Origin of the sequence: Enterococcus sp. AZ088 (assembly GCF_051714845.1) — a bacterium.
GTDB classification, from domain to species: Bacteria; Bacillota; Bacilli; order Lactobacillales; family Enterococcaceae; genus Enterococcus; species Enterococcus faecalis.
Window position 1 is genome coordinate 1,424,948 of record NZ_JBIOSQ010000001.1, and the last position, 16,812, is coordinate 1,441,759.

A 16,812-nucleotide genomic window follows, 5' to 3' on the forward strand; every position below is an offset into this window, starting at 1 on the left:
CTCACCTCGTTTATTTAATAAATACAGATGCATCGCCAGCGCGACTTGTTAATTTTCCGTTTTCCATTAAGCCCATTTTTTCCATCCATTCTTCAAATTCTTTAATTGGACGTAAGCCTAATGTTTCACGAATCGTCGCAGTTTCATGGAACCCAGTTGTTTGATAATTTAACATGACATCATCGCCATGAGGAATCCCCATGATATACGTACAACCAGCTGTTGCTAATAACATTGCTAAGTTTTCCATATCATTTTGATCAGCTTTCATATGGTTGGTGTAGCAGACATCACAGCCCATTGAAATTCCAGTTAATTTGCCCATGAAATGATCTTCTAAACCAGCGCGGATGACTTGTTTTGAATCGTAAAGATATTCTGGTCCAATAAAGCCGACAACGGTATTTACAATATACGGATCAAATTTTTTGGCTAAGCCATAACAACGCGCTTCCATTGTCACTTGGTCTGCGCCAAAGTTCGCTTCAGAAGAAAGTTCTGAGCCTTGACCTGTTTCAAAATACATCACATTAGGACCAGCTGCTTGACCACTGTGAAGCGCTAAATCTTGTGCTTCAGCTAAAATTTCTGCATTTAAACCAAATGCTGTGTTCCCTTTTTCTGAACCAGCGATGGATTGAAAGACTAAGCCAGTTGGCGCGCCTTGTCGCATGGCTTCCATTTGTGTCGTTACGTGAGCAAGCACGCAAGTTTGTGTTGGAATTTCCCATTCACTGCGGAACTCTTCAAATTTGTTTAAGATCCGTTTAACACTTTCTGTAGAATCATCAACAGGATTCAAACCAATTAAGGCATCACCGGCGCCATAAGAAAGACCTTCCATAACTGATGCCATAATGCCATCGACATTATCGGTTGGATGGTTCGGCTGTAAACGATTTGAAAAAGTTCCGGGACGGCCAATTGTTGTGTTGGCGGTTTTTTCAATATTGATTTTTTTTGCGCCAACAATTAGATCCATGTTGGACATTAATTTACAGACAGCAGCAATCATTTCAGAAGTGAGTCCACGGGAAATTCGTTTGATATCAAAATCGGTTGTTTCCGAAGATAAGATAAATTCGCGTAATTCTGCAACTGTCCAATGTTTAATACTTTCAAAAATTCGCATATTGACTTGGTCAATAATAATGCGTGTCACTTCGTCTTCGTCATAATCAACAACGGGATTGTTAAACAAGTCATTTAAGGACAATTCCGATAAAACGACTTTCGCTGCCACGCGTTCTTCGGCTGAATTAGCAGCTACGCCAGCTAACTTGTCGCCAGACTTTTCTTCATTGGCTTTGGCTAAGACTTCTTTAACGGATGTAAATTGATAGACTTTGCCAAATAGTTTGGTTTTTAAAATCATCTTTGTGTCGCTCCTTTTTAATTAAATACTAAGGTCTTAACAATGACTGGAAGGACGGCTCCTTCTGCCACTGGTAAACCGATATCTACATAATCACCGTTTTCTACTTTGACCGAATCAAGACAGATAAACGGATAGTCTTTTGGCAGATGGGCACTTAAGGCATGCCCTAAAGCTTTCGCCATGTCTTCATCCACCATAACAATAATGGGAATTTGTTCAGCAACTAAACTAGCTAATCCTTCCACAATCCCTTGACCATAGCGTTGAATATCAGCAAATGTTGGATTGCTCATGCCTCTAATTGCTAGGGCAATCTGGGGTGTTTCTTCAATACGATGCCAATTGAGTTTTTCTTGGATTCGCTGGCCTAATTCTGTCACAGTAAGGGTTTCATCCTCTTGCGCTAATTTTAGAATTGGGATATTTTTTATCGGCAAAATTTGCTCACGATAAGCGATCGTGCTTCCGCTAATTTCAGCAGTATGTGAACCTGCTCCGACGACCGTCGCTCGGATTGTTTCTGCGCTTTCTAAGACTTCTTTTTCCGAAAAAATCAGTGACTTTCTCAAGTATTTCCCTAAAAGTAAGCCGATGTCCCCATATTTAAAGAGATTCGTACTTGTCGTATTTAAGCAATCAGCCACACCACCAGAAAATGTTACAATTGGTAATTCCTCACCTTTTCGTAGTGGATGGTTGGTTACTAATAACTGGTAGAACGGACTTTGTGTCCCCAAGCCAATGCTATTTTCTAACACGGCAACTAATTCCGAAATAATTGGCAGTAAGTTTTGTTCGGTGGCTTGGTCACCAAGGTGCAAGGTTAGCCCTTTTTTATTTATAATTTCTTGAATCTTCGGAGCTATATAGGTGATTTTTTTTTGTTGATCTAATTTAATTAAGCGTCCGCCAATGTCAAAACAAGCCGTGTCAATCACTTCACCATCTTTAAAGACAGCTAAATTTGTCGTTCCACCACCAATGTCTAAATTAACCACTGGTTTGCGTTTCGTTTCAGAATAAGTTTGAGCACCAGCGCCTTTCCCGGCAATGATACTTTCTAAATCAGGTCCAGCCGTAGCAACGACAAAATCACCTGCATAGCCACTAAGTGCTCGTAGCACATTGTTGGCATTGCTTTTTCGAGCAGTTTCACCTGTGATAATTACCGCACCCATTTGAATATCTTGTTTATGAATGTCTGCTTGGCGATATTGCTCCGCTACAAACGCTTTGATAGGTTCAGCATCAATTTCTGATTGGTTAAGTAAGGGTGTAAAGATAATGTCACTTCGGTAAATGACTTTTTTATCAGAAATGCTGATACGTGGTACTGTAAACGCAGAGGCAAAATTTTCAACAGTTAATTCTGACAAGACTAATTGGGTTGTAGACGTCCCTAAATCAATCCCCACGGTTAAAAGTGTTTCTTTCGACATCGCCTGACTCGCCTCCTTTTGCATACAAAAAGGCACTTAAAGAATCGTTAGAAAATTTCTTTCTACTTTTCTTTAAGCGCCTTTGCTTAATCAATGAACAACATCACTGGTGTTCTGTTCGAAATAGAAACAGGTTTTAGTTCCCTGTTTATTGGATTCAATTGTAATTTTTCCTTTTAATTTATCTTTTACGTAGCTTTTGACAATCATCAAACCTAAACTGGTCTCGTTACTTTGATGAACGTCATAGCCTTTACCATTATCTGTAACAGTAATGGTAATCATTTTATTATCTAATGTTCCACTAAGTTTAACAACGCCACTTGTTTGTGGCTCAAATGCATGATCAAAAATGTTTTGTAATAGTTCGTTGACAACAAGGGAAATGGTGACCATTTGTTCGCTAGAAACCATAATGGCTGGATCAACATCCATCATCATCTCAATGGGTTGTGCGCCTTGAAAAAGATGTCTAAAATTATACATCACTGCTTCCAATGTTTGCCGTAAAGCAACGTCATCTTTGACTTGTTTTGACAGCAATTCATGGGTGGCTGCAATCGCCATAATTCGATTGACACTTTCATGAAGGACTTTCTTTGCTTCGGGGCTTTGCGTTCGCCGTTCTTGAATACGCAATAAGGAAACCACCGATTGCAAGTTATTTTTAACACGATGATGAATTTCACGAATCGCAACAGATTTGGAAATAATTTCCGCTTCTTTTTCTTTAAATTCTGTATTGTCTTGAATAATCATAATCAGTTGTTCTTCTGATGCCAACCACACTTTCCGAACCTTAAAATAATAATTAAGGTAAGTCGTTTTGCTTTCAATTGGTTGATTACTCATTTTATATTTCATTTGATACAACACATATTCAAAAGTTGTATAATCGATGGACAAATTGTCATAGCTCATTCCAATGATATTGTCCCGATAACCAAGTTTGCGATAAAGCTCTTGTGCATTGTGATTGGTAATTAATAAGTGACCCGCCGCATCAAAAATTAAAACGGCTTCTGCCAATTGATCAATAAATAATGCGTCGACTTGACTAGTTGATTTCGCTACTTTTGCTAACTGGCAGTTATTTAGCTCCTCTTTTTGTAAGTCCGCTTGAATCTCTTCATCTGCCGCAATCTCGACAATGATGACACCAATCGTTCGATGTTCATTGCGAATGGGATAGATATTTTGCTTAATCAAACGATTTTCCTGAGTCACTGCTAACAAACCAATGCTATTTAAGCTAGTCTGCATGGTACGCAGAACACCAGGTTCATTTTTTAATAAAGCTTCCATCCCGACGACATCTCCGCTATATAAAGAAGTTGTCTTCGCAGGCGGCTTATGATAAACGACTAGTGCTTGCTGTGACATTTCCTTATACACATCAATAAAAACATCTGCACTTTGATAGAGTGTCGTCGAAGAAAGATAACGTGCTGTACGTTGTAATTCTTTAATGTCTGATTCTGAAAGATTGGTATATTGGTGACATAATTGCTCTAATCGTTTCATTTATTCATCATCCATTACAATCAATTCTGCAATTTCACTCATACGTGCGCGTTTGTTCATACTTAACGTACGCAACATTTGGTAGGCTTCTTCTTCCGATATATGATTTTCTTTTACAAGAATACCTTTGGCTTTTTCGATAATTTTACGTTCTTCTAATTTTAAACTTAATTTATCGATTTGATTTAGTAACAGCTGCGTTTGTTTGCCTCGTTCAATGCTCATTTCAATTGTAGGTATTAATGATTTTTCGTCTAGAGGTTTAACTAAATAACCCAGTGCACCTAATTTTTTAGCCTTGTCCGTATTTTGTACGTCACTGTATGCAGATAAAAAGACAATACTACTGGCTAGTTGGTCTTGAACAATTTTTTTACCTGCTTTTAGACCATCTAAAATTGGCATTTGAATGTCCATTAATACTAGGTCAGGTTGTGTTTTTTTACATACTTCAATTGCTTCAAAACCATCAGCTGCTTCACCGACTACTTCGTACCCTGCTTCTATCACAATATCACGAATATCGAGTCTCGTAATAGGTTCATCATCGACTATTACAATTCGTCCATCCATTTTCTTCACGCCCTTGTCCTTTCAACGCTATGTTCTGGTAATTTTACAAGTTACAGAAAAGTTTAAAATCTGTTGTAAACCTTCAATCACCGCTTGTAAGGCTGCTTCCACTGAGCTTACGTCACCAGAAATGACTACCGATCCAGAAAAACGATCAATAAAACCGATTTGGATATCTCCGCTTTTAGTCGCAATATCAACAGCGATAATTGCCGCTTCGCTCGGAGTGATTGTCAAAATACCTAGTGCATTGCTGGTGCCTTCTGGCAATCCTAATTTTGTATAAATTTCTTTATTAGGACTAGCAATGATGTGCGCTAACGTTACTTGTTTCCCAGGAACATATTCTTGAATCATTCGTTGTTTTTCTTCCAACCAGACTCGCTCCTTTAATTTAGCAAATAAAAAATCCTCAATAAAAAACGTAAAGGTTCCACTTTCGCTTTCTACTAAGGAGCTTCTTTGCTCTTAAATTTTGAAGCACGCCGTTGTGCTACCCACATTATATGTTATCGATTTCATCCTGTCAATCGCTTATAAGATAGAATTTAAAATTTTTGTCACTTCTGCTGCTGTTGGTTGGACAGGATTTGTTTTGGTGCAGCCATCCATCAATGCGCCTTCAGCTATTTTTGGGATCGCAGCTTGGACTTCTTCTTTTGGTAAACCATAGTCACTAAAAGTGGCAGGCATGTTTAATTTTTGACGGAGTTGCTTGATTTGTCGAATAAATTGTTGAACACCAATCCGTGCATTAGTTGTCTGTGTATCATTTAGACAATTTGCTAACTGCGCATAACGTTTAGCTGTTGGTTCGTTGGTGACTTTGCCATTCGCTAAGCCACTGTTATATGCAATGACTTCAGGTAAGAGCATTGCATTCATTCGTCCATGTGGCACATGTAAACGCGCACCTGCCGCATGAGCAATGCCGTGATTCAAGCCTAACGAAGTAACATTAAACGCCATCCCTGCCATACATGAAGCTAAATGCATATTTTCACGAGCTTGTTGGTTGCTACCCTCATTAAAGGCTATTTCTAAATTGTCGAATACCAGGCGAACGACTTTTTCGCACAACGCATCTGAAATCGGATTTGCTTCTGTTGAAACATACGCTTCAATAACATGCGTTAAGACGTCCATTCCTGTATCCGCTGTGATTTTTGGTGGCACACTCATCACTAAATTTGTATCTAAAATCGCAATTTCTGGTTGAATTTCATCCGTTACAAGCGGGATTTTGGTGCCAGTTTCTGCAACCGTAATCACTGAAAAATTCGTAACTTCTGAACCAGTTCCACTAGTTGTAGGAACCGCAATAAACTCAGCAATCTGAGTTTGCAAAGTACGTTTGCCAAAAAATTTCATTGCTTTGGCCGCATCAATAGCGGATCCCCCACCTAAAGCTAATATCGTATCTCCTTGAAATGCCGCTAACTGCTTAATTCCCGCAGCAATCTTATCAATTGGTGGATCGGGGATGATGTCACTAAAAATTTGCCATTCACTTTTTGTTAAATGCTTTGTCACTTCATTCACAAATCCAGAGTCAACCATGAATGGATCTGTGACAATGAAAACACGTCTATCATGAAGTGTTTCCAAATTGGCTAATGCGCCTTCTCCTACCCATAGTTCGGTAGGGAAATGAATTGTTTTCATCTCAATTCCTCCTTAATAAAATACAAAAAGACACTTCAAACAAACGAAAAATCATCTGTCTGAAGCGTCTTTGCTTCCTTATGTATACGCCATTGTACACGAAACCTTATCCATAGAGTACAACGCCTTTAATTAATTGTCAATAAAAAAAGGGAATATAGCAGTACGTCATTGTACCTGAAATCTCCTTCAACATTGAAAGACCAGCCCAAAATTCCCAAAAGCACTTCCTCGTGCCATTAATTGGATTAATACAAATATCTTGGGCTGGATTTTCAACACAAGCGTTGTTAAGAAACATCCTGTTTTGCCTCGAAACAGCATGCCCAATAATGAAAAAATGAAAAGACCTGACTTAAAAGCAACCTTGCTTCTTCACAGTGGCGGGACCGTGCCAGATTCTCACTGGCTTCCATTCATATTTTTCATAAAATATTCGTTTAATCTATCTGAAATTTACCATAAGTTTTTTAGAAAAGCAACTGTTTACAATCCATCTTCTTTAATTTTGTGGAAAACTTTTTCGCTTCGTTCATAAAAAACATCAGGTCGTTGTGCTTGAACATTTAAATAGCGAGCCAACGCATAAAAATAATCTGATAAACGATTGGTAAAAATCAATACCTCTTCGTTAATTTTGGCTGTCCAATTTAAACGAACAATGATGCGTTCTGCGCGCCGTGCAATCGTCCGAGCCACATGAACCATACTGGCTGCTGGGGTTCCGCCAGGTAAAATAAAACGATCAATATCTGGTGATTGTGCAGTGTAGAAATCAATCCGCTGTTCTAGCCAATGCACACTTTCCTTTTGTAATTTAAATGGTCGTTGTGCTTCAATCGGTGTTGACAAATCTGTTCCCGCATCAAAAAGTAAATGTTGTAAAGCTTCTAGTTCTCCTTTAATTTCTTGATTTTCTTGTGGAAGTTGGCTGATAATATAGCCGACCCAAGAATTCAATTCATCAATCGTTCCATAACTTTCAACTCGATCAGAATCCTTAGCGACGGTTGAGCTGCCGACTAATTTCGTCATTCCCTTATCGCCAGTTTTTGTATAAATTTTCATTCTGCTTCATCCTCCTCTAAATAATCTACTAATTCTTGCAAGCCAATTTTTTCAACAGAAGAAATTTCAAAAATTCTTGTTGCACCCGCACTTTTTAATTGTTGCCGAACAATCTCTAACTGCTGAGAATCTTGTGCTAAATCAATCTTGGTTAAAATACCAATGATTTCTTTCGGGAAAATACTACCAAATCCTGGTGAAAAAACTTGTTGTGTTTCTACAGCACTTTGAACCAAACCAATCACATCTGCTTCTGCCGCTGTGACGTTTAACGCATTATAATATTGTCGATGCAAAATAAACTCGCCCGGTGTATCAATCATTTCTGTATGAAATTCCACCGCCTGTGTTTTATCATAAATTAATTCTTTGCCTTGCAGAGCTTGACATAACGTGGTTTTGCCACAACCGATAGCTCCCATTAAAATGATTCGTTTCATCGCTACCTCCATAAAAAAGGAGCCCAAAGCAAGTACCATCACGTACTTAGTCTTGGGCTCCTTTGCCGATTTGTTAAAACACGCCATTGTGTTTCTGATTCTTTGCCTTTATCTTACCTGTTTCCAAAAAACTTGTCAAAATTATTGAATAGTTTCCCAAACTTTATGTTGTTTCTGAAAATAGGAGACAATATCTGTTTCAAAAATTGTTTGTAAAAATTCTTTGGAAGCCAACGTTTGAAAATCACCTTGCGCGGCCACTTTCCCTTGCTTCATAAACACAATTTTTTCACTTAGCGTTAACGCTAAACGGATATCATGAAACACCCCGATTAACGTTTTCCCTTCTTGCGCACTCCACTCATTTAACTGCTGAATCAATTCTTGTTGATACCGAATATCCAAATGATTATTGGGTTCATCCAATAAAATAATTTCTGGATCTTGTACAAATAATTTAGCCAAAAATACTCGTTGTTGTTGTCCTCCTGAAAGCTGATTGACAACTTTATCTTTTAAAGGCAATAAACCCGTGCGTTCTATATAATAAAGGACTCGTTCTTTTTCTTGTTTAGAAACAATAGGTAAAAAACGTTTTGCTTGTTGTCGATACGCCCCCATCAAAACTGTTTCGTAGACCGTATAATCAAAAGCAACTGTCGTGAATTGACTCATCATCGCTACTTTCGTTGCCAATTCCTTCCGCTTTTGTCCATGAACTTCTTGACCATCAATTAAAACAGAACCACTATAAGGGACAAGTCCGGCAATCGTTTTTAAAAGTGTCGTTTTACCGCAACCATTTGGACCTAAAATACAAGTTTTACTACCTGTCGGAAAAACGAGGGAAATATCTTTTAAAATGGGGGTTTGTTGGAGTGTTACAGCTGTTTTTTTTAATTCAATCATGCAGCAACGCCCCTTTTTTTAAAGTAAATATACAAGAAGAATGGCGCTCCAATCAAGGCTGTTACGGCCCCGATGGGAATTTCTCTTGGTGATAAAATCGTGCGGGCAATTGTGTCCCCTAGTACCATGATGGTCCCACCTAAGATTGCTGAACCGGGAATCAGCCAGCGATGAGTCGCCCCTAGATAGCGACGGACAATATGTGGCGCTATTAAATCAACAAAACCAATCACACCGACAAATGAAACCGCACTTCCTGCTAGTAAACTAGCCAAAAGAATAATGCGTAGTTTTGCTGTTTTGACTTCTACTCCCGCTAACATCGCATGTTCTTCTCCTAAGCCAAGAACATCCAATGCGTTGGCATCAAACCAAAGAAACAAACTGCTGACAAGCAAGATTGGACAATAAATAGCAATTTTTTGCCAATTACTGCCAGAAAAACTACCCATTTGCCAAAAGACTAATTGTTTCAAATAATCTTGGAAAAGTGCTGTAATCAACGTCAAAATAGCACCGACAAACAAGGTCATAATCATCCCCACTAAAACAACTGTTTGATTAGACATTTGACTATCCATTGTTTGCGTAAATAACAAAACTAAAAAGACCGTTGCTAAGCCAAAGATAAAACCAGTTAAAGGCAATAAAAATGCCCCTAAAATCGAAGCAGTTACTCCAGTTACCATGATTAACGCAGCGCCTAAGGATGCTCCCGCTGATACGCCCAAAGTATATGAAGAAGCTAAAGGATTACCTAAGAGTGATTGCATCACCGTGCCACTTACTGCTAAGCCTGCGCCCACGAGATAGGCCATCACGACACGCGGTAACCGTACATTCCAGATGATTCCCTCTAAAATCCCGTCTTCTGAAACCGTCTTTTTCACTAAAATTTGAAGCAAATCCGTTAACGAAATCTGAACACTTCCAATTTTAATACCCAAAAAGAGCATGCTCATACTGATCAAGAGCATCAGTATGAGACACGTTTTTTTACTCATCTTTTAAATCCTTGTATTCCTCTGGATAAACAGCTTTTGCCATTTGTTTTAATGCTTTGGTAATGTGGTTATTTGGTAAAGAGCTAGACATGTTATCGATTTCGAAAACTTCTTTGTTTTGAACTGCAGGAACGTTTTCCCAGTTTTTACGAGCTAAAATTTCTTTGGCGGGATCTTTCATATAGTTAACATTGGTTAAAATGACTTCTGGTTTTGCAGCAATGGCCGCTTCTTCTGTCACTGGTAACCAGCCTTTTTCATTTGCCAAAACATTTTTTGCCCCAATTGTTTCAATCATTTCATTTAAAAATGTCCCATTACCAAAACTATAAATGTCTGGTAAGGCAGCCACTTCAAACAAAACAGTTTTTGGTTTTTTAATAGTTTTCCCAATTTTCGCTACTTCGTCGATTTCTTGATCCATTGTTTTGATTAACTTTTGTCCTTTTTCATGTTCAGATAAGCTATCCGCGATGAATTGGACGTCTTCTTTGATTGCTTTGATACTTGTACTAGTGGGGATATTAACGACTGTAATTCCAGCATCTTCCACTTGTTTCCAAACACTTTCTGAGCTAGCTAAATTGATGTCATTCACATAAACAATTTGTGGTTTCAAGGCAATCAATTTTTCGGCATCGACAGCCATCATATCCATTTGTGGTAATTTTTTTAAATCAGTCATCATTGTACTACTTTGAGTATCAACTGCGATTAATTGGTCGGTTTTACCTAAGTCTTCAATCACTTCTGTTGTTGATGGTACTAGGGAAATAATTTTGGTTGCTTCTTTGGGTAAAGTAATTTCTTTGCCGCTACGGTCTTTGGTTGGTAACGTTACTTCTGTTTTTTCAGAAGAGGTAGTTGCTTTCTTTTCCTGTTTACCACATCCTGCTAAGCCAAGTGTTGCTACTAAACCTAAAGTCATCATTGTTAAAGTAAATTTTTTCATTTTTTCATCCTCGCATTCGTCTATTTTATTTTGGGGAAAATTTTCTGAAATGAACCTCCTTTGTCTCAACGTCAAAACAATACAAAAAAACCACTTTTTTCTCCAATAGAAAAAAAGCAGTCACTTAACTATGCTAATGATATACTCAGCCAGTTATCTTCAAAGCCCCTTCTTTTTCCTACAAAAGAATGATTAGACTTATCAAGCCGGTATCCTGACTTAGCTTCTTCTTACTCCCAATCCTTCCAGAATAATCTGTGGTCTTATTGGTTTCATCCACCATACAGTAGGTAGGTCTGTAGAGGATTCGCACCTCTTTCCCTGACACTTCATAAGTACATATATATTGTATCTTCGTTGATAACTAATTTTCAAACCAGTGATTAGACGTCTTTGTCTAATGACACACATTTATTATAACGGTTATCAACCATTTGTCAACGCTTCCTCAAGCAAAAGAAAAACTTTTCTTGTTTTAGTTATTAGACGTTGTTCCGTTTTTCTATTCATGATAAAATAAATCCTAGTTTGAATAAGAAAGAGGTTAACTTGATGAAAATCGTCATTTTGTTACTTGTTGCCTATTTATTAGGTTCGATTCCCTCAGGTGTTTGGATTGGTAAACTTTTCTTTAAAAAAGATATACGCCAATTTGGGAGTGGGAATACAGGAACAACCAATACATTTCGTGTCTTAGGGAAACCTGCCGGAATTACGGTATTATTAATGGATATCTTGAAAGGAACGTTAGCCACTTCATTACCCTATTTGTTTGGTTTACAAGGCGTGAACCCACTCTTCTTTGGGGTAGCAGCTGTTTTAGGGCATACCTTCCCTATTTTTGCCAATTTCAAAGGTGGTAAAGCCGTAGCCACTAGCGCTGGCATGTTATTAGCATACAGCCCCACATTTTTTATTTATTCTGCTCTTATTTTTGTGATTTGTCTGTATCTAACCAGTATGGTGAGTTTAACAAGTATGATTAGCGCTGTACTAATTACACTTTCTACTATTATTTTGCCTTTCACTGTCCCAGCTATTTTACCAACATTTAACTGGTTATTAACCGTGATTGCGATTGCTTTGACTACTTTTATCTTTGTCCGTCATCGTGAAAACATTCAGCGAATTAAAAATGGAACAGAAAGTCGCCTCTCTTTTGGCTTACGTGCAAAAAAATAAAGAAAAAGGCTGTGAACAAATAATGTTCACAGCCTTTTTCTTTATTTTACACTAATCATATACTGTGTTTTAAATAGTTCGTTAGCTGGTAACTTATTGATGCCAAATTTTTCAGCAAGTTGGCCAGTTGCGTCGACAGCATCAGCAATCCCGCACCAAGGTTCGATACAGACAAAAGGCGCTTCTTTCGGTGTCGGTGACCAAATCCCCACAAAAGGCATTTCTGGATAACTCAAAGTGACTTGATGGTCACTTTCGTCTGTGGCAATCGTAATTGCTGTTTGACCTTTTGTTTCAAAAATCATTGCATCATTTTCAAATAATTGATGCGTTAAGTCAAAGCTGGTATTCGTTTGGGCTAGCGTTTTATTCGCTAAATCAATAAACGGGCCTGCTAAGGGAATTTGTGTCCGTGATTTTTTAGGTGAAAAACTTAGATAATAATCTTCAAACGTTAGTGAAGATTCTAAAGGTACATTAAAGGCTGGATGACCACCAATCCCAAAATACATCTCTTCTTTCCCTGTATTTTCTACTTGGTAGTTTACAGTCAATTCTTGGTGTTCTAATGTATAAGTAATCACTAGTTCAAAATCAAAAGGATACTTCTTCTTGGTTTCTTTTGTTGATTTTAGTGAAAAAGAAACTTCTTCTCCACCTTTTTCAATCACATCAAATACTTGATCACGAGCAAAACCATGTTGAGTTAAATGATACGCTTGATTTTGGTACATATACGTATCTTCTTTTAGACGACCGACAATCGGAAAAAGTACGGGCGCATGGCGGGCCCAAAATTCAGGATTTCCTTGCCAAATATATTCAATGCCGGTTTCTTTTGATTGTAAACTTACTAATTCTGCTCCTTCTTCAGCAAATGTTGCGATTAGAAATTCATTTTCAATTTGTACAGTCATTGCGTTGTCCTCCTAGTTGATACGAGCAATTGCTTATTTTTCCAATTCTTTAATAAATTGTTGATTTAACACTTTTAAATAAGTCCCTTTCATACCAAGAGAACGTGATTCAATAATTCCAGCTGATTCTAATTTTCTTAAGGCATTCACAATTACGGAACGAGTAATGCCTATTTCATCTGCAATACTTGAAGCAGTTAAACGACCTTCTTCGCCATCTAAGGCTTCAAAAATGGCATGGACGGCTTTTAATTCACTATAGGAAAGAGTGTTGATGGCCATTTGCACGGCAGTCGCACTGCGAACTTCTGCTTCAATTGTTCTGGATTGATGATACAAAATTTGCATGCCGACAACGGTCGCACTATATTCAGCTAACACTAAATCATCCTCGTTAAAGGATTTTTCAACACGCGCTAAAATAATCGTACCCAAGCGTTTGCCAGCACCGTACAAAGGCACAATAGTGGTTAACCCAAACGGATACAGCTCTCGTGATTCAAAAGGAAATGCAGTTAAATCACTATCTATTGGAATATTGGCTTCGGTTACTTTGAGCATATCCACGGCCTCGGTGTATCCTTGAGGAAATTTTTTCTCTTTAAACATATTTTTGATACGGGCATTATTAACATCTAATTTTTCAGTATACCCCAACAAATCCCCTGAACTGCTAATAATATACGCATTACTTTCTAAAATATCCCCTAAAATCATTGCCATTTTGTTGTACGGAAGTTCTGCTTGTACGTCAAACAAATTATTTTTTTGCAAAAGCTCGTTCACTTGACGTGTTTTTTCTAATAATGTAGCCATCTTTTCTCCTCCAGCCTTTTTTATAAGATGTAACGACTTAAATCTTCATTTTGAACAATGTCATTCAATTTTTCATTGACATATGCTTCGGTAATCGTAATTTCACCCATTTGCATATCTGGTGCTTCATATAATAAATCTTCTAATAAACGTTCTAAAATTGTGTGTAAACGACGCGCCCCAATATTATCTGTATCACGGTTTACATCATAAGCGATGTGTGCTAACCGTTCAATTGCTTCTTTTGTAAAGATGACTGAAACATTTTCTGTGCCAATTAATGCTACATATTGTTTAATTAAAGCATTGTTTGGCTCGGTTAAGATACTTACGAAGTCATCCGCCGTTAAATCATCTAATTCAACTCGAATTGGGAAGCGACCTTGTAATTCTGGAATCAAGTCACTTGGTTTTGACAAGTGGAAAGCACCTGAAGCGATAAATAAAATGTGATCTGTTTGTAAAGGACCATACTTCGTGTTAACTTGGGAGCCTTCAACAATCGGCAAAATGTCTCTTTGTACTCCTTCACGAGAGACTTCGCCCGAATTTTGTTGGCTTTTAGAGGTGATTTTATCAATCTCATCGATAAAAATAATTCCGCTTGATTCAGCTAAACGAATCGCTTCACTATGAATATCAGCATCATTGACAATTTTTGCTGATTCTTCTTTCACTAATAAGTCTTGTGCTTCTTTCACCGTTACAGTACGTTCGATTTTTTTCTTCGGTGACAGAGCGCCTAACGTTTCATTTAAGTCGATGCCCATTTGTTCTAGGCCATTGTTCATAGCTGGCATCGTTTTCTTCGGTTCTTCAATTTCAATTGTTACTTCACGATTATCTAATAGACCTTTTTCCAGCTGTTCCAAAATTGTTCGGCGATTCGCTCGAATATCTTCCGTTACTTCTTCTTGTGCTTCTTGCTGTTGCTGAGCCATGTTAAACATGTTCATCATTTGTTCAAATTGATTACCGCCAGCCTGTTTTTGTTCTTTTTTAATTCCAGGCACTAATACTTTGACTAAACGTTGATTGGCCTTTTTCAACGCTTGCGCATACACGCGACTGTATTGTTGTTTTTCAACAATTTGAATCGCATTTTCTACTAAATCCCGAACCATTGATTCGACATCCCGACCGACATAGCCTACTTCTGTAAATTTGGTTGCTTCAACTTTTACAAAAGGCGCATTGACAATTTTTGCGAGACGACGAGCAATCTCAGTTTTACCAACACCTGTTGGTCCAATCATTAGTAAGTTTTTAGGCGTAATATCTTGTTGCATATTTTCTTCTAATTGCAAGCGACGATAGCGGTTACGTAAAGCTACCGCCACTGATTTTTTGGCAGCTTGCTGTCCAACAATATATTGATCTAGTTCTTTGACTATTTCTTTTGGTGTTTTGTTTAATTCATTCATGGATTTTCCCTCGCTTATAATTCTTCTACAATGATATTATGATTCGTAAATACACAGATATCTGCAGCAATATTTAAGGCATTTTTAGCAATCTCTTTCGCTGGCATTTCTTTATCACCAAAGTTTTTCATGGCTCTTGCAGCGGACAAAGCAAAATTACCGCCAGAACCAATTGCTAAAATACCATCGTCTGGTGTGATGACTTCCCCAGTTCCTGAAACTAAGAGCATTTCTTCCTTATTCATCACAATCAGCATAGCTTCTAATTTTTGCATAGACTGTTGTGTCCGCCACTCTTGGGCTAACTCAACCGCAGCTCTCGTTAAGTTTCCGTTGTATTCATTTAATTTTCTTTCAAACTTTTCTTCTAATGTAAAGGCATCTGCCACACTTCCTGCAAAACCGACAACGACTTCATCATTGTAAATACGGCGCACTTTTTTGGCTGTACCTTTCATAACGACAGATTCGCCCATTGTTACTTGGCCGTCACCAGCCATTGCAAATTTTCCATCTTTTTCGACTGCACAAATTGTTGTAGAGTGAAATTGTGATTCAACCATTATTGTTCCTCCTAGACGTTTACCTCCATTATGCACGAGGATGAAACGTTCGATAATTTTTTTGTAAACTTTCTTTTGTCACATGCGCATATATCTGAGTTGTTGATAAATTAGCATGTCCTAATAATTCTTGAACTGTCCGCATATCGGCGCCATTATTTAATAAGTGTGTCGCAAATGTATGGCGTAACATGTGGGGATGAATTTCCGCATTTAATGAACTTTTTTTAATTAGTTGGTTTAAGACATATTCAATCCCTGTTGGCGTGATTTGTTCACCATGATGATTAACAAAGACATACGGATGCTTTTTTTGATATTTTGTCATTAATAGCGCGCGGCCATTCTCTAAGTAATCCTTTAAGGCGTCTTGTGCAAATGAACCAAAAGGCACATAGCGATCTTTATTTCCTTTTCCGTGAACCAATAAAACAGAAGCTTGAAAGTCAACTGCGTCCACCGTTAAGTTCGCACATTCACTGACCCGAATGCCAGTCCCATAAAGAACTTCTAGCAACGCTTGATTTCTCAAATCAAGAGGTTGCTCCCCTTGTGCGCTCTCAAATAATGCATCCATTTCTTTTTCATAAAAAAAACGGGGCAACCGTAACTGTTTCTTTTTCATATGAACATAGGAAAAAGGATTCTCTTGGATTGCTTCATTTTTTAATAAGAATTGATAAAAAGAACGCAAACTGGCAATTTTTCGACTAATCGAATTACGGCTATATTCCTGATCGTACAATTCGCTCAAATAAGCCCGAACATCCAAATGTTCCACAGTCAAATAATTGTCATTACCTGAAGTCTTTAAAAACGAAAAAAAATGTTGTATATCTTCTTGATATGCTTTTTTTGTTTTTTCTGAATAGCCTCTTTCGACAATAAGATAACGAGCAAATAACTCAGGCCAATTCTTTTCTTCCATGTGATAGCCCTCCTCATTCGATTACAAAGT

The 16,812-nt window shown here is 37.9% G+C and carries 17 protein-coding genes and 2 riboswitches; of the genes, 1 reads left to right on the top strand and 16 read right to left on the bottom strand.

All coding sequences use genetic code 11. The annotated features are described in order from the left end of the window. Nucleotides 1-10 precede the first annotated feature (10 nt). The 11 genes from IGL17_RS07015 to IGL17_RS07065 all read right to left on the bottom strand — a co-directional run bounded on the left by IGL17_RS07015 (nt 11) and on the right by IGL17_RS07065 (nt 11,021). Nucleotides 11-1,375 (bottom strand): ethanolamine ammonia-lyase subunit EutB, encoded by a 1,365-nt coding sequence (locus tag IGL17_RS07015; RefSeq protein WP_002357506.1) that lies wholly within the window; start codon nt 1,373-1,375, stop codon nt 11-13. A gap of 17 nt (nt 1,376-1,392) precedes the next feature. Beyond that, nucleotides 1,393-2,841: an ethanolamine ammonia-lyase reactivating factor EutA gene (gene eutA, locus IGL17_RS07020; protein ID WP_016618363.1), complete on the bottom strand. Its 1,449-nt coding sequence runs from the start codon at nt 2,839-2,841 to the stop codon at nt 1,393-1,395. Between the two features lie 66 nt (nt 2,842-2,907). Beyond that, nucleotides 2,908-4,341, bottom strand: coding sequence for a sensor histidine kinase (locus IGL17_RS07025; RefSeq protein WP_002357504.1), 1,434 nt, complete (start codon nt 4,339-4,341; stop codon nt 2,908-2,910). Further along, entirely contained in the window at nt 4,342-4,914 is a 573-nt protein-coding gene (locus IGL17_RS07030) for an ANTAR domain-containing response regulator (RefSeq protein ID WP_002357503.1), read from the bottom strand. 27 nt (nt 4,915-4,941) lie between these two features. After that, nucleotides 4,942-5,289 (bottom strand): ethanolamine utilization microcompartment protein EutS, encoded by a 348-nt coding sequence (gene eutS, locus IGL17_RS07035; RefSeq protein ID WP_002345864.1) that lies wholly within the window; start codon nt 5,287-5,289, stop codon nt 4,942-4,944. A gap of 159 nt (nt 5,290-5,448) precedes the next feature. Next, nucleotides 5,449-6,579, bottom strand: coding sequence for a 1-propanol dehydrogenase PduQ (locus IGL17_RS07040; protein ID WP_002363992.1), 1,131 nt, complete (start codon nt 6,577-6,579; stop codon nt 5,449-5,451). 292 nt (nt 6,580-6,871) lie between these two features. Beyond that, a riboswitch (adenosylcobalamin (AdoCbl) riboswitch) is annotated at nt 6,872-7,021 on the bottom strand. Between the two features lie 44 nt (nt 7,022-7,065). Continuing rightward, complete coding sequence (locus IGL17_RS07045) at nt 7,066-7,647, bottom strand: cob(I)yrinic acid a,c-diamide adenosyltransferase (RefSeq protein ID WP_016617361.1); 582 nt, start codon at nt 7,645-7,647, stop codon at nt 7,066-7,068. Then, nucleotides 7,644-8,087, bottom strand: coding sequence for a EutP/PduV family microcompartment system protein (locus IGL17_RS07050; protein ID WP_002363995.1), 444 nt, complete (start codon nt 8,085-8,087; stop codon nt 7,644-7,646). The genes IGL17_RS07045 and IGL17_RS07050 overlap by 4 nt, the downstream gene beginning before the upstream one ends. Nucleotides 8,088-8,228: 141 nt before the next feature. Then, nucleotides 8,229-8,996: an ABC transporter ATP-binding protein gene (locus IGL17_RS07055; RefSeq protein WP_010707556.1), complete on the bottom strand. Its 768-nt coding sequence runs from the start codon at nt 8,994-8,996 to the stop codon at nt 8,229-8,231. Continuing rightward, the gene (locus IGL17_RS07060) at nt 8,993-10,000 is read right to left on the bottom strand and encodes a FecCD family ABC transporter permease (RefSeq protein WP_002360246.1); all 1,008 of its coding nucleotides are present in this window, start codon (nt 9,998-10,000) and stop codon (nt 8,993-8,995) included. Before IGL17_RS07060 ends, IGL17_RS07055 begins: the two co-directional genes overlap by 4 nt. Further along, a complete protein-coding gene (locus IGL17_RS07065) occupies nt 9,993-11,021 on the bottom strand; it encodes an ABC transporter substrate-binding protein (protein WP_002384486.1) in 1,029 nt (342 codons plus the stop codon). The genes IGL17_RS07060 and IGL17_RS07065 overlap by 8 nt, the downstream gene beginning before the upstream one ends. 118 nt (nt 11,022-11,139) lie before the next feature. Then, a riboswitch (cobalamin riboswitch) is annotated at nt 11,140-11,299 on the bottom strand. Nucleotides 11,300-11,504: 205 nt separating this feature from the next. On the opposite strand from IGL17_RS07065, the gene plsY reads away from it, so the two are divergent. After that, the gene (gene plsY / locus IGL17_RS07070; protein ID WP_002360243.1) at nt 11,505-12,134 is read left to right on the top strand and encodes a glycerol-3-phosphate 1-O-acyltransferase PlsY; all 630 of its coding nucleotides are present in this window, start codon (nt 11,505-11,507) and stop codon (nt 12,132-12,134) included. Nucleotides 12,135-12,175: 41 nt separating this feature from the next. Here the strand turns inward: plsY and IGL17_RS07075 are convergent, their stop codons facing one another. From IGL17_RS07075 to xerC, 5 genes are read right to left on the bottom strand one after another with little or no spacing between them, the layout of a single operon-like run. Continuing rightward, entirely contained in the window at nt 12,176-13,051 is an 876-nt protein-coding gene (locus IGL17_RS07075) for an aldose 1-epimerase family protein (RefSeq protein WP_002363997.1), read from the bottom strand. A 33-nt stretch (nt 13,052-13,084) separates the two neighbouring features. After that, nucleotides 13,085-13,867: a GTP-sensing pleiotropic transcriptional regulator CodY gene (codY, locus tag IGL17_RS07080; protein ID WP_002357492.1), complete on the bottom strand. Its 783-nt coding sequence runs from the start codon at nt 13,865-13,867 to the stop codon at nt 13,085-13,087. A gap of 20 nt (nt 13,868-13,887) precedes the next feature. Further along, nucleotides 13,888-15,291, bottom strand: a complete 1,404-nt coding sequence (gene hslU / locus IGL17_RS07085) for an ATP-dependent protease ATPase subunit HslU (RefSeq protein WP_002408464.1) — start codon at nt 15,289-15,291, stop codon at nt 13,888-13,890. Nucleotides 15,292-15,305: 14 nt separating this feature from the next. Next, nucleotides 15,306-15,854: an HslVU peptidase proteolytic subunit gene (gene hslV, locus IGL17_RS07090; RefSeq protein WP_025193364.1), complete on the bottom strand. Its 549-nt coding sequence runs from the start codon at nt 15,852-15,854 to the stop codon at nt 15,306-15,308. Between the two features lie 28 nt (nt 15,855-15,882). Further along, entirely contained in the window at nt 15,883-16,782 is a 900-nt protein-coding gene (xerC, locus tag IGL17_RS07095; RefSeq protein WP_002357488.1) for a tyrosine recombinase XerC, read from the bottom strand. Between the last annotated feature and the right edge of the window lie 30 nt (nt 16,783-16,812).